This window comes from Brevibacterium sp. H602, assembly GCF_051172395.1.
Lineage (GTDB): Bacteria > Actinomycetota > Actinomycetes > Actinomycetales > Brevibacteriaceae > Brevibacterium.
In genome coordinates this window covers 151,023-174,668 of record NZ_JBPIZD010000008.1, presented here as the reverse complement: position 1 = coordinate 174,668, position 23,646 = coordinate 151,023, and the positions used below count along the sequence as shown (strand labels likewise).

Below are 23,646 nucleotides of genomic sequence, written 5' to 3'. Positions count from 1 at the left end.
GACCACCATAACGGTGGGCCGCCTCGGTGACGGTCATGCGAATCCGTGGATTCGCTTGGTGACTGAACAGCGTGACTGATCAGTCGTCAGTGACTCAGTGCTTGGCGTCGGAGCCTTCAGCCGACTGCGAAGCCGGCTTCGGTGCGGGGACCTCGTTCGCGGCCTCAGCCTTGGTCGAGGGCACAGCGGTCTGCGAGACCTCGGTGGCAGCGGCCTGGCGCGAAGCCGGGGTGGACCCGACCGGACGGGCATCGGCGGGACGGTTGTTCGGCAGCGGGGTCGACCAGGGATCCTCGACCGGCTGTGCCTTCTTCCACACGTAGTAGCCGATTCCGGCGGCCGAACCGATGACGAGGGTCCACACGAGTGCGGCCTTTCCGCCACCGGACTTGCGAGCGGTGTCCTTCTCGATGCGCTTGCCTGCGTTGGCGAGAGCCTTGCGGGCCTTCTTCATGGCCTTCTTGTCACCGGTGAGGCGGACAGCCAGGTCATCGATGAGCTTCGGGGTCTCGGCAGCCGACAGCGAAGTCGCGGCGTTCGATGCGAACTTGCCGGCGCGTTCGGTGGCTTCGGGGCGGTAGGACTCGAGCTTGTCGGCCCAGTCGTGGACCCGATCATTGGCCTTGTCGGCCAGAGCTTCGACCTGCGGACGAGCCTTCTCAGCGAACTCTTCGGCCTTGCCGGCCAGCGCCTCAACCTGGGGGCGAGCCTTGTCTGCGGCCTCACGCAGCTTCGGGGCTGCGTTCTCGCTGGCATCTGCCAGGACTCGGAGCGACGTCTGCTTCGCGGAATCGAGCTTCGAAGTGAGCTGATCTCGAGTGGGCTTCTTCGACATAAACAGTTCCCAATCCTTAGATGTCGGTGGTCAGTTGATCACTGACCAGTCTACGGCCTAGGGGCAACCCTGTGGACAGCGGATGTCATCGAATTGTCTGCGGATCGCCTGACAGGTTGGGCAATGGACTTGGTGCGAAACTGCATTCGCCGCCTCGGCGTGGAAGAATGAAGCCATGACTACAGCTTCGACACATACCGCAGTCCTGCACACCAACCACGGTGACATCACCATCAACCTCTTCGGCAATCATGCTCCGAAGACCGTGGCCAACTTCGTCGAACTCGCCCAGGGCGAGCGTGAGTTCACCGATCCCTCGACCGGCGAACCGACCAAGCGCCCCTTCTTCGACGGACTCGGCTTCCACCGCATCATCTCGAACTTCATGATCCAGGGCGGCTGCCCGCTGGGCACCGGCACCGGCGGACCCGGCTACACCTTCGACGACGAGATCCACCCCGAACTGCAGTTCGACCGCAAGTACCTGCTGGCCATGGCCAACGCCGGCAAGCAGATGGGACGCGGCACCAACGGTTCGCAGTTCTTCATCACCACCGCCGAGACCCCTTGGCTCAACGGCAAGCACACCATCTTCGGTGAGGTTGCCGACGAAGCCTCGCAGCGGGTCGTCGACGAGATCGAGGGTGTGCGCACCGCTGCGATGGACAAGCCGGTCGAGCCGGTCGTCATCGAGAAGGTCGACGTCACCGCGAAGTGAGTCACTGTCCGTAGAGGACCACTGAGTACCATGGTGTGATGGACACACCTGAGGAGGGCTCGGCACGGGAAACCGGCCGGGCCCTCTCTGCATCCCCGCCGCTGATCACCCGCATACTCCTCATCGTCACCATCGTGGCGTTCCTCGCGGAGCTCATTCCCGGCCTCGACCTGCTGCGCCGACTGAGCTTCGTGCCTGCACTCACGCTCGAACAGCCGTGGCGGGTGCTCACTGTCGCCCTCGTTCACGAGGAGCCCTCGCCGTTCCACCTGCTGGCGAACATGATCGGACTGTTCTTCTTCGGATCCTTCGTCGAGAGGGCGTTGGGGCATTGGAAGTTCCTGGCCGTCTACATCATCGGCACCGCGGGTGGTTCGGCCATGGTGCTCCTGCTGGCCGATCCCCTCAGCGTCGATTGGGTGACGCATCATATCGGTGCTTCGGGTGCAGTGTTCGCGATCGTCGGTGTCCTCTTGGCCCCGACCCGTCGGCTCGACCGGAACATCGCCGGGGTGCTCGTATTCGTCGCGCTCAACTTCGGCTATGGGTTCCTCGTCGCGGGCGTGTCTTGGGAGTCCCACCTCGGCGGTCTGCTCACCGGATTCGTGCTCGGCTGCGCGGGGCTGCTCGGACCGCAGCGCACACGGACGCTCGTGTTCACGTCGACCTCGGTCGGTCTGGTGGTGCTCCTGGCAGCCGGCGGAGCGTGGAAGCTGGCCGGCCTCTGAAACCCGGCCGGCGCTCCTGAACTCGGATTCCGAACTCGGCCGAGGCCCTGGACTCAGTCCCAGAGTGCGGCGATTTCGACGGCAGCGCAGAGTCGCATAGGTGCTGTCAGGCTTTTACCAGACAAAATCCGTTTTGTGTGCACTCTGCAGTGGAAAATTCTTTGTCCACAAGCTCTATCCACAACGTGGATAACTTACACCCGTGTGTTTAGCCTGGTCAGAGGTCCGAAATAAGTTTTCCACAAGCGACGCACCCGGCTTGGGTATAACTCGGCGCTTGTGGATTGTTGATTCCGGGGTGCCGCTGTCGGAGCAGGTAGGGGACCCGTGAATGCAGATTGTCTGGTCGATCCGCGGTGATTCCAAACTCGGAATCACCGCGGATCGACCAGACAATCGTCAGGGATTGCGGCCGGGGTCGGCTACCGCCAGCGTGTGGACATGATCAGACCCGCCACGAAGAAGGCGAAGCCGATGAGGATGTTCCAGTTGCCCCAGGCTTCGACGGGGAAAGCACCCTGGGTGATGTAGAAGGTGACGAGCCAGATCAGGCCGATGAGCAGCAGGCCGATGAGGACCGGCAGGAACCAGCTCGGGTTGGGCTTGATGGTCTGCTGGCCCGAGGTCGAGGTGTAGCTCGCCGTCTTGCGGCCCTGCGGGCGCTTGGCGGGATTGCCCGAACGGGACGTGCGCTTGGCGGCCGCACCCTTCGAGCCGGCTGTCTTGGAGGCGGATGATTTGGAATCAGAGGCCTTCGAAGCCGAGGTCTTCGAGTCCGTAGTCTTCGACGACTTCGCATCCTTGGCTGACTTCTCGTCCTTCGACGCCTTGTCCTTCTTCCCTGCGGCCGCGGCCGCTGAGTCCTTCGCGGAAGCCTCGTCGGAGTCCTCTGCGTCTGCGTCCTCATCCGCGGACTCGCCCTTCAGGTCCTCCGCAGCAGACTCCGTCGCATCCGACTCGGTGTCAGCAGCCTCGGCGACTTCGGTGTCGAGCGATTCGGTCTCGAGTTCGTCGACCTCGGTCGCTTCGACCGCTTCTGCGGATTCGGCCTGCTTCGCCTTGGCCGCCGACGAAGTGCGAGAAGTGCGCTGGGGGCGTCCTTTGGACTTGGCCACAAGTACTCCTTTGTCGGTCGACCGTCGTTGGGGTCGCCGAATGAATGGTTGGGGACGATCGCAGACCAGTCTACTCGGGGCGAGGGTCACAGTGAAAAACTCCGACTACCCTGAAAGCGCCCCGAGCGCGCCCCGAACGATGATTCTCATAGGATAAAGTGCGTAGGGGTGTCCCCGCCTGTCATCTTCGACGGCCCCCGACAATGCAGTGACAGTCACGGAGCAGAAGTGGTGAATAGTTCCTCCTCGGGTAACGAGCCGGGCGTGAATCCGCCCTCGCGACCCACTATCCGTCCTGCTCAGAGACGGCAGGCTCCAGCTGACTACGGTGACCAGCAGCTCGGTCACTCCGCCGGTCAGTCTGCGGGCGGTTCGGGCGATCAGCCGCTGCCCAGCCGACGCGAGCTGCGGCGCAGGGAAGCCGAAGCCGCCGCGGCCCAGGGCGAACCGACCGCCGTCTACTCCGACGCCCCGCCCGTCTGCGAACAGCCGCAGCAGCACTCACAAGGCCAACAGCACGGCCAGGCGACCCAGGCCATGCCCGCGGTCCCGCAGGGTCACGGTGGACCGCAGACGCACGGCCACCTCGGCGAGGATCCACGCCAACCTCAGGCCGCACCGCAACCTCAGGCCGCACCGCAACAGCAGGGCCGGTCTCAGACCCGCCGTCAGCGGCGACGTCAGCCCGTGGAGAAGGAACCGCTGGGCCCGATCCGCGGGACCGTGCGCACCTTCGGCGAACTGTGCATCACGGCCGGTCTCGTCCTCATCCTCTTCGTCGTCTGGCAGCTGTGGTGGACGGACATCCAGGCCAACCGCGACAACGAAGTGCTCGCCGACGAACTCACCCAGGACTGGGCGAACCAGGACCCGAACGAGCTGCCGGACGACCCGGACGAACCCGTGGTCGCCGATCCCGTGGGCAAGAACGAGGCCTTCGGCATCTTCTACATCCCGCGCTTCGGCGACGACTACTACCGCACCGTCGCCGAGGGTGTCGACCTCGAACCCGTGCTCAACCGGATGGGTGTGGGCCGCTACCCGAACTCGGCGATGCCGGGTGAGGTGGGGAACTTCTCCATCGCCGGCCACCGCGTGACCTACGGCAAGCCGCTCAACCAGATCGCGAACCTGCGCCCGGGCGATGAGATCATCGTCCAGACGAAGGACGGCTTCTACACCTACACCTTCCGCAACTTCGACATCATCCTCCCCGATGCCGTCGAAGTGCTCTCACCCGTGCCGGACGCTCCCGACTTCAAGGGCAAGGACCGGATCCTGACGATGACGGCCTGCAACCCGATGTTCTCCGCCCGGGAACGCTACGTCGCCTACGCCGAACTCACGGACTGGACGCCGGCCAGCGACGGAGCGCCGGACAATATCAAGGACTCGAAGGCCTACGACAAGGTCAGCAAGAACGGCGGTGCCTGATATGTACGCATTCATCTGGCGGATCCTCCCGGGCAACTGGGTGGTCAAGCTCATCCTCGCCCTCATCCTCATCGCGGCCGTCGTGTTGCTGCTCATGCAGTACGTCTTCCCCGTGATCGCCCCGTACATGCCCTTCAACAACGCCACCGTGACCGAAGGCGGACAATGACAAAGATCCTCGTCATCGACAACTACGACAGCTTCGTCTACACGCTCGTGTCCTATCTGCGTGAGCTCGGCGCGGACGTCGACGTCGTCCGCAACGACGACATCCCCGCCTCCGCGATCGCGGAGACCGTGAGCGCCTACGACGGCGTGCTCCTGTCCCCGGGGCCCGGCGTGCCTGCAGAATCCGGGGTCTGCCCGCCACTGCTGTCCTGGGCGGAGACGGCCGGCATGCCCGTGTTCGGCGTCTGTCTCGGCCATCAGGCCCTCGGCGAGGTGTTCGGCGCCGAGGTCACCCACTCTCCCGTGCTCATGCACGGCAAGACCTCGGTCATCACCCACGACGGCGAAGGCATCTTCTTCGGCTGCCCGAGCCCGCTGACCGTCACCCGCTACCATTCGCTGGCGATCGTCGACGAGACCCTCGACCTCGAGAAGTTCGCCGTCACCGCCCGCACCGACGACGGCATCGTCATGGCCATCGAACACCGGGAGAAGCCCTTGTTCGGCGTCCAATTCCACCCCGAATCCGTGCTCACGGAATGCGGATACCTCATGCTCGGCAATTGGCTCGAGGTGTGCGGTCTCGAAGGTGCCGCCCAGGCTGCGGCAGGCATGTCGCCGCTGGCGACCGCGATCGCCTGAGAATTCCCGCCGATCCCTGTTCTCAGGGTTCTCGCCGAGGCGGCCCATCGTTATGATCGTGAGCACAGTGGTCCCTGTGCTCAGATGATCCGAACCCGCGCCGGGATCCGTGCACGAGCTCAAGCGCCGTGCACTGCCGACGAACAGGAGACAGCGACGATGTCAGAACCGACCTATCTGCGCGACGAACCGTTCACCGAACTCACCGTCATCGAAGTCCCGGCCACTCCGGCGGCGGTCGTCGAGGCGCGCGAAGTGCACATGGCCGATCTGCCGGAGCTCTTCGATGCCACATTCTCCGGACTCTTCCCCGTGCTCTCCGAGGCGGGACTCGAACCCGCGGGACCGGCCTTCGCCCTCTACACCCGTCAGCCGAGTGAAACGGTGGATCTGCAGGTCGGGATCCCCACCTCGGCGGGGCTGACGAATGCGCAGCCGATCGCCGGTGGTCATATCGTCATCCCTGCGGAGCTGCCCGGCGGATCCATGGCCGTGCGCAGCCACCTCGGCGGATACGACGGGCTCGGGGAATCCTGGGCGCAGCTGCTCAAGGACGCGATGGCGGCGGGGCATCGTCCGGGACTGCCGTTCATCGAACTCTACGTCACCGAACCCAGCCCAGAGGCGGATCCCGCCGATATGCGCACCGACCTGTTCCTCACCCTGGAGTGAGGACCAACGTCACCGACGCCCACGGACTCTCTTGGGAGACGACAGCGGCCGGGTCAGTCGATGACTGACCCGGCCGCTGTGCGCTGCGATCTCAGTTGCCGATGATGCCTTCGGACCAGTCGTCGAAGAGCCCTCCGCCCATCGAATCCTTGTCCTTGTCTTTGTCCTTGTCTTTGTCCTTGTCATCTTCGTCCCCGCCGTTGTCGTCGCCGGGAGCGGTCGGGATGCCACCGGGGACGGAGGGAATCGAGGGGGACGGCTCCGGCGGCTTCTTGGCCACCTTCACGGTGATCTCCGAGCCCTGTTTGACCTCGCTTCCGCCGGTCGCGGACTGTTCGAAGACCTTCTTGTCATCGTGGTCGGCGGTCTCGACCTCTTCGGTCTTGCACGTGAGCTGGTACTCATCGCCCTCGAGCGTCTGGCAGGCCTCCTCAGCGGTCTGACCGGTGACGTCGGGGACCTTGACGAGACCTGAGGACACGACGAGATCGACATTCGAATCGACGTCGACTTCCTGACCGTCACCGGGCTTGGTCTCGATGACGACGCCCTTCTCCACATCCGGAGAATTCTGGGAGATATGGGTGCCGGCCTGCAGCTTCGCGTCATTGATGATCTTCCGCGCCTGTTCCTCGGTCTTGCCGGAGACGTCGGGGATCTTCACGGACTCGGGGCCGGAGGAGATGATCAGCTTGACGACGCTGTCCTTGTCGACCTTCTGACCGCCCGGAGGGTCGGTCTCGATCGCCTTGCCCTCGTCGACTTCAGCGCTGTACTTCTCGTCCGTGTCCACGCGCAGGCCCTGTTGGATGAGCGCGGCCTCGGCCTCATCGGCGTCCATGTTCGCCACATCCGTGACCTGGACCTGAATGACCTCGGGGGGTTTGTTGATCTCATACACCCACAGGGCCACGGCGGCCAGGGCGAGGAGGACGAAGATGCTGCCGATCCAGACCCAGGCGCGCGACCGCTTCTGCGGTGGGCGCTCCTCCTGGTTGGTCATGATCGCCGATACTGGCCCGGTCTCGGGAGCGGGCTCGGCCTCGTTGGCATGAGCCATCGGAGCGGTCATCGGCGGGGCCATCATCGGATACGCCTGTGTAGCCTCGACATCGTCCTCGAAGCTCATGGGACGGCCGTCGCGGGCGGCGAGCACGTCCTCGCGGAAGGTGTAGGCGTCCTGGTAGCGGGCGTCGCGGTCCTTGAGCAGAGCGTGGAGGAGGAGCCGGTCGACGGCCGGTGGGATGTTCGGGTTGTAGAAGCTCGGCGGTTGCGGAGTCTCCCCGACGTGCTGGTAGGCCACGGCCAGCTGGGAATCGCCGACGAACGGGGGACGACCGGCCAGCAGCTCGTAGAGCAGGCAGGCGGTCGAGTACAGGTCAGAACGGGCGTCGACGACCTCGCCGCGGGCCTGTTCGGGGGAGAGGTACTGGGCGGTGCCCACCACCGACTGGGTCTGCGTCAGTCCCGAATTGTCCTTGAGCGCCCGGGCGATGCCGAAGTCCATGACCTTGATGTCACCCTCAGGGGTGAGCATGACGTTCGCGGGTTTGATATCGCGGTGGACGATGCCGTTGCGGTGGGAGTACTCGAGCGGAGCCAGGACCCCGGCGATGACGTTGAGGGCCTCATCGACGGTGAGTGTGCCGTGCTCGTTGAGGACTTCGCGCAGGGTCTGGCCCTCGACGTATTCCATGACGATGAACGGCACGGACACCGACGAGCCGCCGGATTCGACGAATTCCTCTTCGCCGGAGTCATAGACGGAGACGATTCCGGGATGGTTGAGACCGGCCGCGGACTGGGCCTCGCGCTTGAGACGGGTGTGGAAAGACGGATCGCGGGCGAGATCGGAGCGCAGAAGTTTGATGGCCACGCGACGGCCGAGACGGTTGTCGACGCCCTCATGCACTTCTGCCATGCCCCCACGGCCGAGGAGCGCACGAACTTCGTAACGCCCCGACAGCACCTTGGGTTCACTCATGTATGTCCTCCGCTTGTCTCACCCGAGCTTCAGGCTTCATTCTCACCTGAGCCGGGTCGAGTTTCAGTATCTCAAACTCTTCGCTTCTCGTAATCGCTGCTCTGTGTCGATCACTGTCTATTCATTGCCGTTGTTTCCGTTCGGGTTGCCACCGGCCTCCGAGTTCGAACCGCTCGACGAGCCGGGGTTGCTGCCCGTCCCGTCATTGCCGCTGTTCGGGTTCGAGCCGCTGTTGCTGTCCGCCGAATCGCCGGAGCCCGAGGAGTCCGACTCTCCGGACGTATCCGTCGATGACGAGGAGTCCGTTTCGCTCGAGGTCTCGGAGTCCGACGAGGAGTTCGACGAGCTCGAGGAGTCCTGGTCGGAGGAAGAGCCGTTGTCATCGGAGTCCGAACCCTGATCCTGCGAATCGGATGCGGAATCGGAATCCGAGCTCGACTCCGAGTCATTGCCCAGACCCGAATCGGATCCGGAGTCCGTGGCGGGCTCTTCGGGCTGCTCGGCGGGACCGGCGGAGATGTAGAGGGTCACGGTGTCACCCTCTTCGAAGGTGTATCCGTTGTCGCCCTCACCGACGTCCGCGACGGTTCCGGCCGCCCGATCCGAGTTGATGTCGGTCGTCTCGACCTCGAGTCCCTTGTTCTCGAGGTTCTGCGTCGCCGAGGATTCCGTGAGTCCGATGTAATCGTTCTTATCGATCTCGATCGTCTTCGCCGCCTCCGAGGTGGGCGCCGAGGTCGACGGTTCCGGTTCGGGTTCGGCATTGCCTCCGCCGAGGAAGAACCACAGCAGGGAACCGACCGCGATGAGGGCGATGATCGCAAGGATCCAGATGAGGACGCGGCCCTTGTTCGACTGCTTGTCCTTCTCCAGATCCTGATTCTGCGGATCTTCGGGATCGATCTGTCCCGTATTCGCCGCGGCGGCTCCGGCACCGGCGGCCCCGGCGCCGGTGATTCCGGCGGCGGCACCGTTCGGGTACACCTGGGTCGCATCGTTCGAGGATGTGACGGGCAGAGTCTTCGTCGTGGCTGCCGGCTCCGGGTTGTTGAAGACCTGGGTCAGGGCTTCGGACGCGGCGGCTCCGTGGCGCATCTGCGGCACGAGCTCCTCGGCGCCTGCGATGTCCCCGGCCGAGAGCGCCTCGGCGGCCTTGGCGACCTTGAAGGCATCCGAGGGACGGCGTTCGGGCTTCTTCTCCAGCAGGCAGTCGACGAAGCGGCGCAGCGGTTCGGAGACCGTGTCCGGCAGCGGCGGATGCTGCTGATTGACCTGGGCGATGGCGATGGCCACCTGCGAGTCCCCCGTGAAGGGACGCTGACCGGCCAGGGCCTCATAGGCGATGATGCCCAGGGCGTAGAGGTCGGAACCGGGTCCCGAACCCTTTCCCGTGGCCTGTTCGGGGGCGAGGTACTGGGCGGTGCCCATGACCTGCCCGGTCTTCGTCAGCGGCGCCTGATCGGTGACCCGGGCGATGCCGAAGTCCGTGATCTTGACCCGGAAGTCCGGTGTCATGAGGATGTTGCCGGGCTTGATGTCACGGTGGATGACGCCCACCTTGTGTGCGGCGCCGAGGGCCTGAGCGGCCTGCGTGACGATGGAGAGGGTATCGGTCTCGGACAGGGGTGCGCTGCGCTCGATGATCGCCGACAGAGCCTCACCGGGCACGTATTCCATGACGAGGTAGGGCGAACCCTGCTCGTCGCCGTAGTCGTAGACACCGGCGATTCCCGGGTCGGAGACACGACCCATGTTCTGGGCCTCGGCACGGAACCGGGCGAGGAAGGTCGATTCGGAGAGGTACTCGTCCTTGAGGATCTTCGCCGCGACCTCACGGCCGAGGACGGAATCCACACCCTTCCAGACCTCACCCATGCCGCCGACGGCGATGCGGGAGGTGAGTTTGTAACGGTTGCCCAACAGGGTGCCTTCGACGGGTCTCATTTCTCGACCACCGCTTCCATCATGTTCTTCGCGATCGGTCCTGCGACCGTCGCACCATAAGCTTCGTTGCCCGCGTTTCCGCCGTTCTCGACCACGACCGCGACCGCGACCTGAGGGTCGTCGGCCGGGGCGAAAGAGATGAACCAGGCATGGGGTGCCGCGCCCTTGGCGTGCTGGGCGGTGCCGGTCTTCGCTGCGACCTTCGTATCGCCCATCTTCGCCACCGAGGCGGTGCCGTTCTCGACCACACCGGTCATCATGTCGGTGAGCTTGTCTGCCGTATCTCCGGACACGGGGCGGGACATCTGGCTCGGGCGGGTCTCGGAGATCGGCTCGAGGGTGTTCGCATTGAGCACCCTGTCGACGAGCTGGGGCTTCATCATCTTGCCGCCGTTGGCGATTCCCGCGGTCATCATCGCCATCTGCAGCGGAGTCGACCTGACCTCGAACTGACCGAGCGAGGACTGGGCCAGCTGCGGCGGATTGAGGTCGGACGGGAACGAGGACGGGGTGACATTGAGAGGGATCTCGAGATCCTCGCCGAAGCCGAACTTCTCGGCCTGCTTCGCGACCGCGTCTTCTCCGAGGTCCATGCCCAGGGAGGCGAATGAGGTGTTGCAGGATTCGGCGAGCGAATCGGCCAGGCTCGGCTTGCCCCCGTTGCGACAGGCACCGGGATGCGAGTTGCCGATCGTCGCCGTCGTCTGCGGCAGATCGAGCGTGGCGGGTCCGTTGAGCTGGGAATCGGGTTCGTAGTCGCCGGATTCCAGGGCGGCCGCCGCGACGAGGACCTTGAAAGTCGAGCCGGGCGGGTACAGGTTGCCGCCGATCGCGCGGTTGTAGGCGGGCTTGCCCTCGGCGGCTTCAAGGTTCTTGAAGGCCTCGCTGGCCTCAGTTGTGTCGTGGCTGGCCAGGGCATTGGGGTCCCAGCCCGGGGTCGAGGCCATGGCCAGGATCTTCCCGGTCTTCGGGTCGAGGGCCACGGCCGCACCGTTCTGGTTGCCCAGCCCGTCCCACGCCGCCTGCTGCACCTTCGGGTCGATGGTCAGCTCGACCGCTGCGCCGCGTGGCTGCTCACCGGTGAAGAAGCTGCCGACCTTGTCGTAGAACAGGGCGTCGGAATCGCCGGAGAGGTAGTCGCCGGCGGCACGTTCCATGCCCGAGGCTCCGGACACGACGGAGTAGTAGCCGGTCAGCGAGGCGTAGGCGCGCGGATCGAGGTTGTCCGAACCGTATTTGCGCTGGTACTTGTACTTGTCGTCGACAGGCTCCGAGTACGCGATCGGGGTGCCGTCGACGAGGATCGGACCGCGATCACGGGCCAGCTGGTCGAGGATCCGTCGGTTGTTCAGCGGATTGTTGTTCAGCGAATCCGCGGTCACGTACTGCACCCAGCTCGTCGACCCGAACAGGAGCGCGAACATGACGAATCCGACGACGGCGATATGCGTCAATGGCTTCTTCATCGTTCACCTCCGGTGGGTCGTTGGTCGGTGGGATCGGTGTCGTTGGGTGTCCCGCCGCGCTTGAGTGCGCGGTCATCCGCGGGCGGCAGGTTCGTCGTCGGGGCTTCGCCGTCGAACTCACGGGAATCGGCCGGCGGCAGATTCGTCGTGGGAGCATCTTCGTCGACGGTGCGCGCCGAGGCGGCGGAGGCACCCGCTGGAACGGGTTCGGGATCCTCGGTGATGGTGAGCACTCCGGTGTGGAATTCCTCCACGGGGCGCCTGGCATTGTCCGAGATCCGCAGCAGCAGGGCGATGATCATCCAGTTCGCAATGAGCGAGGAACCGCCCTGTGCGAGGAACGGCGTGGTCAGACCCGTCAGCGGGATGAGGCGCGTGACGCCGCCGACGACGACGAAGACCTGCAGGGCGATCGTGAACGACAGACCCGTGGCCAGAAGAGTGCCGAAGCCGTCACGCAGCTGCTGAGCCGTGCGGATTCCACGCTGGAAGATGAACAGGTAGCACAGCAGGATAACGAAGAGCCCGGCCAGGCCGATCTCCTCACCGAAACTGGCGTAGATGAAGTCGGATTCGGCGTAGGGGACCATGTTCGGTCGGCCTTCGCCGAAGCCGGTGCCGATGAGGCCGCCGTTGGACATGCCGAACAGGCCCTGCACGAGCTGGTAGGAACCGCCGGGAGTCTTGTTGTACTCCTCGGCGGTCAGCGCATTGAGCCAACCGGACACACGCTGTCCCACGTGGGAGAAGAGGAAGGTCGCCGCAACTGCGCCGGCGGAGAAGAATCCGAGGCCGAGGATGATCCACGAGACCTTCGAGGTGGCCACATAGAGCATGGCGACGAAGAGGCCGAAGAAGAGCAGCGAGGTGCCGAGGTCGCGTTCGAAGACGAGCACGCCCACGCTGGCGACCCAGGCGACGACGATGGGTCCGAAATCGCGGAGTCGGGGGAACCGGATGCCGAGGATCTTCGGGCCGGCGGCGACGAGCTGGTCCTTGTAGGTGACGAGGTAGCCGGCGAAGAAGATGGCCAGCAGGATCTTCGCGATCTCGCCGGGCTGGAAGGACAGCGGGCCGACGCCGATCCAGATGCGGGCGCCGTTGATGGTCTTGCCGATGCCGGGAATGAGCGGCAGCAGGAGGAAGACCAGGGCGGCGAAGCCCGAGACATAGGTGTAGCGGCGCAGCCAGCGGTGGTCGCGGACGACGAAGATCACGGCGATGGCCAGACCCACGCCGAGTGTCATCCACACCAGCTGGGTCATCGCCGAACCGAGGTATTCGTCGCGGCCGAGGTCGACGCGGTAGATCATCGCCAGGCCGAGGCCGTTGAGCAGCACCGCGATCGGCACGAGCACGGGATCGGCGTATTTCGCCTTGATCCACACGATGATGTGGAGGATGACGCCGAGGGCCGCCAGCCATGCGGCATAGCCGTAGACATTGGCCGGGATGGTGTCTTCGACGCCGAGGCCGACCAGAGCATAGGCGCTGGTTGCGACGGCGATAGCCAGGATCAGGAGACCGAGCTCCGCCAGACGGTAGGTTCTGGGGCGCGCGGTCTGCGAGGGAGCCTGGTTCATCACTGCGACTCCCGGGTGATGGCGTCACTGGGGTCCGCGGACTTCGAATCCGGAGGTGAGGGAGCCGGGTCGCTCGGACTCGTCGAGTCCTGCACGTCGCCGGACATGCCGGAGGAGCGATCGGATTCCTTGCGGAGATTGTCGATGATGCGATCGGCCTCATCGCGTGACCCGGCGGGTATCGATCCGCGCAGACGGTCCTGGGAGTAGCTGTTGAGGCTGCCGACCTCGATGTCCGTGGTGTCGACGAGGCGGCTGAGTTCGATGGGCCCGAGCGTCGTGTCGAGGCCGCGGTAGAGGGAGACCTTGCCGTCGTCGTTGGCGACGTAGTACTGGTGGCTGACGTAGTTATAGGCGAAGAATCCGCCGACGGCCAGCGCGACGATCACGATGGCGGTGATGATCCACCCGAGGTAGGACCTTTTCTCGACCTCTTCGTCGAGGTCGGCCTCCTCGTCTGCAGCGGTGTTGGTCCGCAGCTGCTGAGTAGTGCCGTCCCGAGCGTCGACGTCCTCGCCGTCTACGGTCTGGATCGGTGCCGTGTCGGCGGATACGTCGTTGTCGGCGAAGGTTTCGTGGGCTTCGGTGTCAACGGCCGCCTCGGCGTCGGGGTTCGCACCGATCGCGGCGTAGTGGGGGTTGAGTTGGACGGAGCCGACGGACACGCCTTCGGTGGTCTCGACCTCGCCTTCGAGGACGTCGCCGACGACGACGGTGACGTTGTCGGCTCCGCCGCCGGCCAGGGCCAGGTCGATGAGCTGACGGCAGGCCTCGTCGGGGTCGGCGACCTCTTTGAGCACGCGGGTGATGTCGTCGATGTCGGCGAATCCGGTCAGACCGTCCGAGCACAGCATCCAACGGTCGCCGACCTGGGCCTCGCGCAGGGACAGGTCGAGGTCGGGGGAGGCCCCGACGTCGCCGAGGACCTTCATCACGACCGAGCGCTGCGGGTGGGTCTCGGCCTCCTCGGGGGTGATCCGGCCTTCGTCGACGAGCATCTGTACGAAGGTGTGGTCGTGGGTGATCGGCTGGAGCTTGTCGTCGCGCAGCACATAGCCGCGGGAGTCGCCGATATGGGCGAGAGCGAAGCGGTTGCCGGGAGCACGCAGGACGGCGGTGACGGTGGTGCCCATTCCGGCGAGTTCGGGCTGTTCACCGACGCCGCGGCAGATGCGGTCGTTGGCTTCGAGGATCGAGGTGCGCAGGATTTCGAGGGCGTCCTCGCCTCCGGGCTCGTGGTCGAGCTCGGCCAGGCGGGAGACGGTGATCGCCGAGGCGACGTCTCCGCCTGCGTGACCGCCCATTCCGTCGGCGATGAGCAGGAAATTGGGCCCCGCGTAGCCGGAGTCCTGGTTGTTCTTACGCACCAGCCCGGTGTGAGACCGGGCTGCCGAACGGAGAGTGATGGTACCGCCGGTCGTCACGATTGGGTCTCCAGGGTCGTATGTCCGATGGTGATCCGGGTGCCGATGGCCAGTTGGATGGGTCCGGTCATGCGTGAGCCGTCGACGATGGTGCCGTTGGTCGATCCGAGGTCTTCGAGCATCCATGCGCCGTTCTTCGCGGAGATTCGAGCATGATGGCTGGAGGCGAAGTCGTCATTGATGATGATCGTATTGTCGGGAGCTCGGCCGAAGGTCACGGGCGCTCCCGAGAGCATGAGCGTCTGCCCCGCCAAGGGGCCGTCGGTGATGCGGATGGTGCCCGGATGGGCGTGGGCGACCGGGGCGGCCGCCGGACGAGGCGCGGGAGCCGGCCGGGACGGTGGCTGCGGGGCGGACTTGGAGCCGCCTCGGCGGGATTTCCTTCCGGCACGGGTCTTCCGGGGGCCGAAGATGTCGCGCCGGAGGACTCCGGCGACTCCGAGGACGAAGAGCCAGAGGATGATGAAGAATGCCAACCGGAAGACGGTGACGGTGAATTCGCTCACTGGGCGTCCCGCTCGTTGTAGTGGACCTCGGCCTCGCCGGCGAGGAGGATGTCGCCGTCGGAGAGGGTCGCCGATGTCAGTTTGCGTCCGTGCAGCAGTGTGCCGTTCGTCGATCCGAGGTCATTGGCCACGGCGCGGTCGCCCTCGACGACGATCTCGAAGTGACGGCGTGAGACGCCGGGATCGTCGATGACGAAGTCGGAGCTCGACGAGGAACGGCCGAAGGTGTTCGTGCCCTGTCGCAGCATCTGCGTGCGACCGTCGATGGTCACGCTGGCTTCGATGGTGCGAGCGGGTGCGGGTGCCGGGGCGGGGCGCGCGGCGGGGTTCGGCCGCGAGGTCGCGGCGGGGGCCGGAGCCGAACGGGCGGGTTCGGGGGTGCGGCGCGGGGTCGCGGGTCGGGAACCGGAGTTCGGGGACTCGCCGACGATCGGATTCGCCCGTGAGATCGGGTCGTAGCCGCCGCGGTTGGCCGGCTGAGCGGCGGGGGATCCGTCGGGGCGCTGGGTCGAGGACACGACGCGGTACATGCCCGTGTCGAGGTCGTCGGCGAGAGCGAATTCGACGGAGACGGGACCGACGAAGCTGTAGGCCTGTTCGACGGCGTGGTCGCCGACGACCTGGCGCAGATCGGAGCGCAGTTCGGACTCGAGGCCGGAGAGTCGGTCGTGGTCGGTCTGCGAGAGCTCGATGACGTAGTGGTTGGCCGTCAGAGTGCGACCGCGGGAGACCACGGCGGCTTTGTTGTCGGCCTCACGGCGGAGGGCTCCGGCGAGCTCGACGGGTTCGACCTGGGATCTGAAAGCCTTGGCGAAGGCGCCGTTGACGACGTTCTCCAGCCCCTTCTCGAAGCGATCGAGTAACCCCATGGCACCTCCTCATCAGGTGTTGCCGTTGCCGGACGAACTCTTCGCCTAGCGTCTTTGAGTGCTCTGACCAGGTGGTCCTGATCACGTGCACTCTGGGCACATCAACACCCAATCCTAACGCGGGGAGGCTCTCAACTCACGTTACGCGTGTTCGCGGGGCGAAGCTGTGCCGGGATTCCCTGCGCGCGTCCAGGGAAGATCGAGGGAGTGCAGACGGCGCAGGTGGGCCGGTGTGCGGGGCGAGCGTGGGCGGCCGCGCGGGTCGGGGGTGAGTGAACGCTCGGGTCGAAAATGTGAAGGTGGACACGTTTGGGTCGATTCGGCTTCCTCGGTTTTCAGTTTCGCCGACTCCGATGCTAGAGTTTTACCTTGTTCGCGCGAGTGGCGGAATTGGTAGACGCGCTGGCTTCAGGTGCCAGTGGCCGCAAGGTCGTGGGGGTTCAAGTCCCCCCTCGCGCACAGCGAACGAGAAGCCCCTCACCGGGTCCCGACAGGGTCAAGGTGAGGGGCTTCTTCGTGTCTGCGGTGGTCACAGTGCGAAGGGCCCAGTTTGGGGCGAGCAGCACGTGTTTGACCAGGGGCTATTCACTTCGAACCGGGCCGAACGCGAAAAGGTACAGGTTTCTTCGAATGGCTCAGGGGGCAGAGGGGGCTGTTCGAAGAGGCCTGTACCAAAACTCGCAAAAGGCCCAGTTTGAGTTGAGCAGCCCTGTTTCAAACATGGGCTGTTCGCCTCAAACTGGGCTGACAGCGATCAGGCCGGTCCGAATGCGCGGTGAGGACGCGAACGGGCGCTGTGACTCCGGGGGGAGGACTCCTGGAGGCTTCAGGCGCGCTCGTAGAGGCGGGCGCGGCCCTTGATTCCGGCGAAGCGGAACGGTCCCGCAGTCACCTTCGGGGTCGTGACGTCCTCGGCGCTGGAGAGCTCGGCGGCGTGGAGGGCGCGATACGCGTCGATGGACAGCGGCACCCGGGCGTCGAGTGCATCGGTGACGGCCCGCCGGCGCGAATGCTGCTCGTAGCCGGGGACGACGCGAGCGGTGAAGAACTCGCCGACGCTGCCCGACCCATAGCTGAACAGTCCGATGCGCTTGCCGGCAAGATCCTCATCGTGATCGAGCAGCGAGCACAGTCCGGCATAGAGCGAAGCGGTGTAGGAGTTGCCGAGACGCCGGTTGTACAGAGTGCTGGTGGCCAGACCCGTATCGCGCGGGCCGGTGGCAGCCGAGCTGTCGGCTGAGCCGGCAGTGGCCGAGTCCGCGGCGGCGGCCGAGTGGGCGGCAGTCGGGCCGGTGGAGCCCGCATCCGAGGTGCCGGCATCGACGGCGCCCGCTCCAGAGGCACCCGCTCCAGAGGCACCCGCGACGATCTCCGTGTCGAGATCCTCACCCGTGAGTCCGGCGAGGTGGACCTGCGCCTTCTTCGCCATCTTCGTGAACGGCTGGTGGTAGAGCACACGGTCGATCTCGGCCATGGCCGGTCCGCCCTGCGCGGCCAGATCGGTCCACGCTCCGGTGAGCGCATCGAGGTAGGCGGTGACCGACAGGGCTCCGTCGACGATCGCGGTCGTCGAATCGTTCGGGCGCCAGAAGTCATCGACATCGGCCGAGTTCAGCCCTGAGACCGGTTCGATCTCGAGCAGCTTCGGATCCGCGGAGACGAGCATCGCCACGGCACCGGCACCCTGGGTCGGTTCACCCGGAGAATCGAGCGCATAGCGGGCCACATCCGAGGCGATGACGAGCACGCGCTGACCCGGTGACCGGGTGACGATGCCGACGGCCGCCTGCAGGGCGGCCGTCGCCGAATAGCACGCTTCCTTGACCTCGACGACGCGCATCTGCGACGGCAGGTCGAGCAGCGAGTGCACGGCCATGCCGGCGGCCTTCGACTGGTCGATTCCCGATTCGGTGGCGAAGAGCATCGTGCGGATGCCCTCGGTCCCGCTGCGCTGAATGATCGGCGCGGCAGCCGCGGCGGCCATGGTCACGACATCCTCATCGGGTGCCGGGAAGCTGAACTCGTCCTGGCCGAGGCCGAGGCGGAACTTGTTCGGATCGGTGCCGTTCGCCTCGGCGAAGTCATCGAGCCTGACGACATGATGGCTCGTGGCCAGTTCGATGTCGTCGATGCCGATCGTGACAGTGCCCGCAGCAGTGTGTGATGTCATGCGGCCTCGCCGTCCTCTCGGTGTGCTGAATCTGTCGGAGTCTCGGCAGCGTGCTGCTCATCAGCCTTGCGTTCCATCTGACGGTGAGTGTCCATCAGCTCACCGGGGTTCGTCTGGGCGGCGAGCAGTGAGAGCTCACCGCAGAGAACGGTCGCGGCCATGAGCGCAGCGAGTCGACGCGAATTCGCTCCCGGCTCACGATCCTCCCGGCAGCCGAGACGTTCCAGCGCCTCATCGACACGCGGCAGATCCTTGCCGTTGCCCACGGTGCCGACGATGAGGTGCGGCAGCGTCGTCGAGAAGTACAGGCCCTCGGGGCGGTTCTCCGCATAGGTGATGCCCTGCGAGCCTTCGACGATGTTCGCCGCATCCTGACCGGTGGCCAGGTAGAAGGCGAGCAGCATGTTCGCATAGTGCGCGTTCGCCGAACGCAGGGCGCCAGCGATCGTCGATCCGACGAGGTTCTTGCGCACGACGAGTTCGACAATCTTCTCCGCGCTCGTGCGCAGGCGACGATCGACGACCTCGTGGGGCAGGACGATCTCGGCGACGACATTGCGTCCGCGTCCGAGGATCCCGTTGACCGCGGTGGCCTTCTTGTCCGAGCAGTAGTTGCCCGACACCGAGCCGTAGTCGAGGCCCAGCTGCCAGGACAGGATGGTGTCCATGAGCGAATCCGAGGCCTGGGTGACCATGTTGTGCCCCGAGGCGTCGTTGGTGCGGAAGGCGAAGCGGACGAAGAGCAGGTTCCCGACGATCTCGGGGTGGATCTCGATGAGCCGGCAGTGGCCGGACCCGGCCTCGACGACGGCTTCGAGTTCGCGGGTGCGGTGACGGATGGCCTGCGCGGCCGCCTCGGCGCCGATCGCGGATTCGGCCACGAACAGCACCGACCGGGTCATCCGCTCATCGACGATGACGGTGCGGATCCCACCTTCGATCTCACGGGAGATCGACGCCCCGCGGCCGACGGAGGGCCACAGCGGGGTCTCATACGTTGCCAGGGGCACGGCCACCTCGGTGTGGGTGCCGATCGGCGCCAGCGCTTCGCCGCTGACCCGCAGGGGACCGACCCACGTGGTGGGGATCCCGGTGATCGTGGTCTGCTGATTCACAGCTGATTCCTCCTCGAAAGGACGTCGGATCGGTGCGAGAGCGCGGTGACGTCGATTCCGCGCAGGCGGGCGAACTCGCCGAGGCGGCCCCGCGTGAGCAGGTCCGTGGCCGTGAGGTCCGTGGACCGCTGCGCCCCGAGCAGGGCGAACAGAGCCGAGGTCTGAGTCTGCCAGGTGCGCACGAGATCGACGAGCCCGTCCGGACCGTGGTCGAGCACGGTCTGCAGGAACGTGCCGGCGACGCCGACGGCGCGAGCACCGCAGGCCAGTGCTTTCACGACATCATAGGGGTTGCGCACGCCGCCGGAGGCCAGCAGCACGCGGTTCGAGACGCCGTCGTCCATCGTCGTCTCGGTGGTCCATTCGGATGGGGCGTCGAGCAGGCAGGCCAGGGCGGACTGGCCGAAGCCGGTGAGCATGGAGAAGTCATCGGCCGGTGAGCGATCGTTCTCGATGCGCAGGAAGTCGGTGCCTCCGGCGCCGGAGACGTCGGCGTACTGGACTCCGATATCGGCGAGGAGGGTGAGCGTACGGCGGCTGAGTCCGAATCCGACCTCTTTGACGACGACGGGAACGGGGCAGGAGGCGACGATGTCCTCGAGACCGGACAGCCAGGTGGAGAAGTCGCGGGTGCCTTCGGGCATCGCGGTCTCCTGCACCGGGTTGATGTGCAGCTGGAGGGCATCTGCGTTCAGCAGTTCGACGGCCCGCCGGGCATCATCGGCGCTGCGACCGGCGCCGAGGTTGCCCATGACGAAGCCGTCCGGGTTCTCCTCGCGGATGACGGTGAAGCCCTTCGCTGCCTCGGCGTCGTCGAGTGCCACGCTCATCGATCCGCAGGCCATGGGCAGGCCGGTCTCGGCGGCGGCGATGGCCAGGTCCCGGTTGATCTTCGCCGTGGTCTCCGTGCCGCCGGTCATGCCGTTGACGTAGAAGGGAGTCGGCCACGTCCAGTCTCCGAGTTCGACCGAGAGGTCGACAAGTTCGGGGTTCGTGCCGGACAGGGCATGGTGGACGAATTCGAGGTCGTCGAAGTCGGTGCGGCGGGGGCCTTCGGTCTGCTGCGCCGAGGCGAGGCGTACGTGGTCGTCCTTGCGGGAGGCCCGTGAGGCCTTGGTCTCCGGTGTCTCAACTGATGCCGGGGTCTCAGAACTCATCGATCTCGCCTTCCTCTCGGTGGGCACCGAGGTCCAGGGGTCGGATTCCGGCGGCTTCCCAGCCGCTGAGAATGGTCTGTGCTTCGGTGTGGGAGTGGGCGAGGGCGATTCCGCAGTCGCCGCCGCCGGCTCCCGAGGGCTTCGCTGCGGCCCCGTGGGTTTCGGCGATCTCGCACAGGTCGTGCAGGGCTTCGGTTTCGATGAGGCTGCCCGTGGAGTCGCTCAGTCGCCGCAGCAGGGTGCGCACGGAGCGGATCGTGGTCAGGCTGGCCTCGGCATCGTCGGCGTCGAAGGCCGCCACGAGGTCGTCGACGAGCGTGTGCGACTCGGCGGCGAAGGACACGAGCGGGCGCGTTTTCTGCGGTGCCGCGGTCGTTTCGGCAGAGGATTCGGCTGCCTGCTCGCGCGGGGTGTGGACGCGTGTGACGAGGTGTTCGGTCGACGCCGGTGATCCGGTCCAGCCGACGAGGAGGTCGAGCGAGCTCGGTGGGGTGACCCGTCTGGCCGAGCAGCCGGCCCATTCCGAGCAGCTCATGGCGGAGACGACCCCGTGGGCCTCGCGGTGAGCGTGCAGGGCGGCACGGTCGGGGGAGGAGTAGCGGATCCAACCGCCGAAGGTGCTGGCGGCAAGATCGCCGCCGGAGGCCTTCGTGGAGATCGCGATGGTCGCCAGGACGGCGAGCTTGAAGCGTTCGGTCAGGGTCAGCCCGAGTTCGTAGAACTCATCGAGAGCGGCGATCGTCGCCACAGTCACCGCCGCCGAGGAGCCGAGGCCGAACTTCCGGCCGTCTGAGTCATTGAGTTCGCTGGAGATCTCGAGATCGAAGTAGCGGGGGCTGGCACCCCGGCCGGAGCGCAGCTCTTCGACGGTGGAGATCGCCGAGAGCACATAGTCGAAGGGGCGCTCGTCGACGATGATGTGCTCACCATCGTCTTCGCGCCGCCACACGACGGGAGCCTGACCGTATTCGCTCGAATGGATGCGGCCGGCGCCTTCGCTCTCGGTCAGTCGGACGGTGATGCACCGGTCGACGGCGATGAGCACGGCGGGCTGTCCGGGCTCGACGACGGCGTACTCGCCGGCGATGAACAGCTTGCCGGGTGCCCGGGTCTCGATCATGCCCGGCTGCCCTCACCCGCAGCCGGGTTCACTGCGTCTGCGGGCGGGACTGCGTCATCGGCGGTGAGCAGGTGGGCTCCCGGTCCGGGGCCGACGACGCGGACGTCGCCGAAGCCGGAGAGCTTCTCTGCCAGCGCCTCGGCGTCATGGGGGCGGACGATGACGGCGACGTTCGGGCCGGCATCGGCGGTCGAATAGGCTTCGATGCCGTTCTCGCGGGCTTCGGCCACGGCGTCGAAGATCGCGTGGCTGGTCGGATTGAGGAACCGGATCGGAGGCACGGTGGACTGGATGAGGCCGTGCATGCGCAGGGCGTGGGATTCGGTGATCTCGCCGATGCGGGTGAAGTCCCCGGCCGCGCACGCAGCGACCATCTGCTCCAGGTAGTCCTCGGTCGAGGACACCCAACCGGAGTAGAAGGGGGAGGTGGCGGCCGTCAGGCGCATCGCCTCGCGGGAGGACACGGCCTTCCTCGCCCGGTTGACGGTGACGATGATCATCCGCATGTCCGGTGCGGGAACGGTCTCGGCGAAGGACGCGGCGTCGTCGCCGGCGTGCCAGACGGCGACGCCGTCGGGAATCGAGCGGCAGGCCGACCCCGAACCGCGGCGGGCCAGCCGGCTGAGATCTCTGGCGTCGAGGTCGAGGTCGAAGGCGGCAGCGGCGGCCGTGGCCAGAGCGGCGAAGCCCGACGCCGAGGAGGCCAGACCGGCACCTGTGGGCACGGAGTTGCGGGACCGGACGAGGACCCGGTCATCGCGTCCCGCCAGGGCGCGGACATGGTCGAGGAAAGTCGAGATGCGATCCGTCTGACCGGCATCGGCGAGTGCGCCGTCGAGTTCGAGGACATCGGTCTCGGCGTCCGGGGCGGGCACCACGGTGGTCGTGGTCTCGAAATGGTCGAGGGTCAGCGACAGACTGCCCGCGGCGGGCAGGATGAGCTCCTCATCGGCCTTGCCCCAGTATTTGACCAGGGCGATGTTCGGGTAGGCTCGCGCCGTCGTCGTTCTCATGTCGGTCTGACCTCCGTCGTCCAGGTGCGGGGTGCTCCCGCCTTGCGCAGGGCCTCGGCGAGCTCTTCGGCCGAATCATCGTCATCGGCCAGGGCCAGCACGCAGCCGCCGAGCCCGCCGCCGGTGAGTTTGGCGCCCCAGGCTCCGGCCGCGGTGGCGGCATCCACGAGGGAATCGAGGGTCGGGGTCGACACGCCGAGGCTGCCGAGCAGTCCATGGGCTTCGTTCATCAGGGTGCCGATCGCCCCACGATCACCGGAGCGGATGTTGTCGACGGCGGAATCGGTGATTTCGGCCAGACGGTCGATCATCCCCCCGATGCGCACAGGATCGGCGTCACGGCAGGCACGGACCCCGCCGACCGCCTCGGCGGTGGACCCGTGATGACCGGAGTCCGCGAGGACGAAGACGAGGCGCTGACCGACGTCGATGGTCTGGGCGCACCCGGTCTGGAAGCGGATGGGGGCGGGCTTGGCCACGGCCCAGGCGTCGATTCCGCTGGGTCGGCCATGGGCGACGGTTTCGGCCGCCTGCACGATCTCGTGGAGGGTGTTCTCGTCGAAGACCGTCGCATGCAGGTTCGCGACGGCGCGGGCCACGGAGGTGGCCACGGCTGCACTCGAACCCAAGCCCCGGCTGTGGGGGATCGCCGAACGGATGAGCAGCTCCACCTCGGCGTCGGGGTTGCCCACGGCCTTCAGCGCGGCGTTGAGACCGGCGACGACGGGGCCCATCGGCTCCGGAGCGGTCTGCGCATTTCCGGAGAACAGCTGGCTCTCGATCCGGGTCTCCTGGTGCGGGGACCGGCGGATATCGGTCTGGACTCCGAGCCCGTGCAATGGCACTGCGACGGCCGGAGAGCCGTAGACAACCGCGTGTTCGCCGAACAGGATCGCCTTCGCGTGGGCGAAGCCCTGGGACGTGCCCTGGGCGGGTTCGGTCTGAGAGGAATTGTGCATGCAGGATGGTTTCGGAGTCTGTGG

The 23,646-nt window shown here is 66.1% G+C and carries 21 protein-coding genes and 1 tRNA gene; 7 read left to right on the top strand and 15 right to left on the bottom strand.

What is annotated here, in order from left to right; genetic code table 11:
* Positions 1-94 precede the first annotated feature (94 nt).
* Entirely contained in the window at positions 95-835 is a 741-nt protein-coding gene (locus ACSBQT_RS08250; RefSeq protein WP_370035136.1) for a hypothetical protein, read from the bottom strand.
* 175 nt (positions 836-1,010) lie between these two features.
* Here ACSBQT_RS08250 and ACSBQT_RS08245 point away from each other — a divergent pair, with 175 nt between their 5' ends.
* The gene (locus ACSBQT_RS08245) at positions 1,011-1,553 is read left to right on the top strand and encodes a peptidylprolyl isomerase (RefSeq protein WP_139467639.1); all 543 of its coding nucleotides are present in this window, start codon (positions 1,011-1,013) and stop codon (positions 1,551-1,553) included.
* A 38-nt stretch (positions 1,554-1,591) separates the two neighbouring features.
* On the top strand, positions 1,592-2,281 hold the full coding sequence (locus ACSBQT_RS08240) for a rhomboid family intramembrane serine protease (RefSeq protein ID WP_370035137.1): 690 nt from the start codon (positions 1,592-1,594) through the stop codon (positions 2,279-2,281).
* Positions 2,282-2,703: 422 nt separating this feature from the next.
* On the opposite strand, the gene ACSBQT_RS08235 is transcribed toward ACSBQT_RS08240, so the two are convergent.
* The gene (locus ACSBQT_RS08235; protein WP_410709352.1) at positions 2,704-3,396 is read right to left on the bottom strand and encodes a cell division protein CrgA; all 693 of its coding nucleotides are present in this window, start codon (positions 3,394-3,396) and stop codon (positions 2,704-2,706) included.
* 264 nt (positions 3,397-3,660) lie between these two features.
* Here ACSBQT_RS08235 and ACSBQT_RS08230 point away from each other — a divergent pair, with 264 nt between their 5' ends.
* The 4 genes from ACSBQT_RS08230 to ACSBQT_RS08215 all read left to right on the top strand — a co-directional run bounded on the left by ACSBQT_RS08230 (position 3,661) and on the right by ACSBQT_RS08215 (position 6,312).
* Complete coding sequence (locus tag ACSBQT_RS08230) at positions 3,661-4,830, top strand: class E sortase (protein ID WP_410709353.1); 1,170 nt, start codon at positions 3,661-3,663, stop codon at positions 4,828-4,830.
* A 1-nt stretch (position 4,831) separates the two neighbouring features.
* Positions 4,832-4,999, top strand: a complete 168-nt coding sequence (locus tag ACSBQT_RS08225) for a hypothetical protein (protein ID WP_167443994.1) — start codon at positions 4,832-4,834, stop codon at positions 4,997-4,999.
* Complete coding sequence (locus tag ACSBQT_RS08220) at positions 4,996-5,640, top strand: anthranilate synthase component II (RefSeq protein ID WP_262775787.1); 645 nt, start codon at positions 4,996-4,998, stop codon at positions 5,638-5,640. The genes ACSBQT_RS08225 and ACSBQT_RS08220 overlap by 4 nt, the downstream gene beginning before the upstream one ends.
* Before the next feature lie 159 nt (positions 5,641-5,799).
* The gene (locus tag ACSBQT_RS08215; RefSeq protein WP_410709354.1) at positions 5,800-6,312 is read left to right on the top strand and encodes a GyrI-like domain-containing protein; all 513 of its coding nucleotides are present in this window, start codon (positions 5,800-5,802) and stop codon (positions 6,310-6,312) included.
* 91 nt (positions 6,313-6,403) lie between these two features.
* Here the strand turns inward: ACSBQT_RS08215 and pknB are convergent, their stop codons facing one another.
* The 7 genes from pknB to ACSBQT_RS08180 form a co-directional block, all read right to left on the bottom strand.
* Entirely contained in the window at positions 6,404-8,296 is a 1,893-nt protein-coding gene (pknB, locus tag ACSBQT_RS08210; protein WP_435001413.1) for a Stk1 family PASTA domain-containing Ser/Thr kinase, read from the bottom strand.
* 117 nt (positions 8,297-8,413) lie between these two features.
* On the bottom strand, positions 8,414-10,240 hold the full coding sequence (locus ACSBQT_RS08205) for a protein kinase domain-containing protein (RefSeq protein WP_410709356.1): 1,827 nt from the start codon (positions 10,238-10,240) through the stop codon (positions 8,414-8,416).
* On the bottom strand, positions 10,237-11,706 hold the full coding sequence (locus ACSBQT_RS08200; protein WP_435001410.1) for a peptidoglycan D,D-transpeptidase FtsI family protein: 1,470 nt from the start codon (positions 11,704-11,706) through the stop codon (positions 10,237-10,239). The genes ACSBQT_RS08205 and ACSBQT_RS08200 overlap by 4 nt, the downstream gene beginning before the upstream one ends.
* Entirely contained in the window at positions 11,703-13,289 is a 1,587-nt protein-coding gene (locus ACSBQT_RS08195; protein ID WP_410709358.1) for an FtsW/RodA/SpoVE family cell cycle protein, read from the bottom strand. The genes ACSBQT_RS08200 and ACSBQT_RS08195 overlap by 4 nt, the downstream gene beginning before the upstream one ends.
* A complete protein-coding gene (locus tag ACSBQT_RS08190; RefSeq protein WP_435001408.1) occupies positions 13,289-14,656 on the bottom strand; it encodes a PP2C family protein-serine/threonine phosphatase in 1,368 nt (455 codons plus the stop codon). The genes ACSBQT_RS08195 and ACSBQT_RS08190 overlap by 1 nt, the downstream gene beginning before the upstream one ends.
* A gap of 53 nt (positions 14,657-14,709) precedes the next feature.
* Positions 14,710-15,219 (bottom strand): FHA domain-containing protein FhaB/FipA, encoded by a 510-nt coding sequence (locus tag ACSBQT_RS08185; RefSeq protein ID WP_369863824.1) that lies wholly within the window; start codon positions 15,217-15,219, stop codon positions 14,710-14,712.
* On the bottom strand, positions 15,216-16,088 hold the full coding sequence (locus ACSBQT_RS08180; RefSeq protein WP_410709360.1) for a DUF3662 and FHA domain-containing protein: 873 nt from the start codon (positions 16,086-16,088) through the stop codon (positions 15,216-15,218). The genes ACSBQT_RS08185 and ACSBQT_RS08180 overlap by 4 nt, the downstream gene beginning before the upstream one ends.
* Positions 16,089-16,463: 375 nt before the next feature.
* On the opposite strand from ACSBQT_RS08180, the gene ACSBQT_RS08175 reads away from it, so the two are divergent.
* A tRNA-Leu gene (locus ACSBQT_RS08175) sits at positions 16,464-16,547 on the top strand.
* Positions 16,548-16,914: 367 nt separating this feature from the next.
* On the opposite strand, the gene ACSBQT_RS08170 is transcribed toward ACSBQT_RS08175, so the two are convergent.
* Genes ACSBQT_RS08170 through mvk form a run of 6 tightly spaced genes read right to left on the bottom strand, consistent with a single transcriptional unit; the run spans position 16,915 to position 23,622 of the window.
* Positions 16,915-18,258: a hydroxymethylglutaryl-CoA synthase family protein gene (locus ACSBQT_RS08170; RefSeq protein ID WP_410709361.1), complete on the bottom strand. Its 1,344-nt coding sequence runs from the start codon at positions 18,256-18,258 to the stop codon at positions 16,915-16,917.
* Complete coding sequence (locus ACSBQT_RS08165; protein ID WP_410709362.1) at positions 18,255-19,373, bottom strand: hydroxymethylglutaryl-CoA reductase; 1,119 nt, start codon at positions 19,371-19,373, stop codon at positions 18,255-18,257. Before ACSBQT_RS08165 ends, ACSBQT_RS08170 begins: the two co-directional genes overlap by 4 nt.
* Positions 19,370-20,530 carry a type 2 isopentenyl-diphosphate Delta-isomerase gene (gene fni / locus ACSBQT_RS08160; protein ID WP_410709363.1) on the bottom strand — a complete coding sequence of 387 codons (1,161 nt, stop codon included), beginning with the start codon at positions 20,528-20,530 and terminating at the stop codon, positions 19,370-19,372. The genes ACSBQT_RS08165 and fni overlap by 4 nt, the downstream gene beginning before the upstream one ends.
* Positions 20,520-21,650: a phosphomevalonate kinase gene (locus tag ACSBQT_RS08155; RefSeq protein ID WP_410709364.1), complete on the bottom strand. Its 1,131-nt coding sequence runs from the start codon at positions 21,648-21,650 to the stop codon at positions 20,520-20,522. Before ACSBQT_RS08155 ends, fni begins: the two co-directional genes overlap by 11 nt.
* Positions 21,647-22,663, bottom strand: coding sequence for a diphosphomevalonate decarboxylase (mvaD, locus tag ACSBQT_RS08150; protein WP_410709366.1), 1,017 nt, complete (start codon positions 22,661-22,663; stop codon positions 21,647-21,649). Before mvaD ends, ACSBQT_RS08155 begins: the two co-directional genes overlap by 4 nt.
* Positions 22,660-23,622 carry a mevalonate kinase gene (gene mvk / locus ACSBQT_RS08145; RefSeq protein ID WP_410709367.1) on the bottom strand — a complete coding sequence of 321 codons (963 nt, stop codon included), beginning with the start codon at positions 23,620-23,622 and terminating at the stop codon, positions 22,660-22,662. The genes mvaD and mvk overlap by 4 nt, the downstream gene beginning before the upstream one ends.
* Positions 23,623-23,646: the final 24 nt, after the last annotated feature.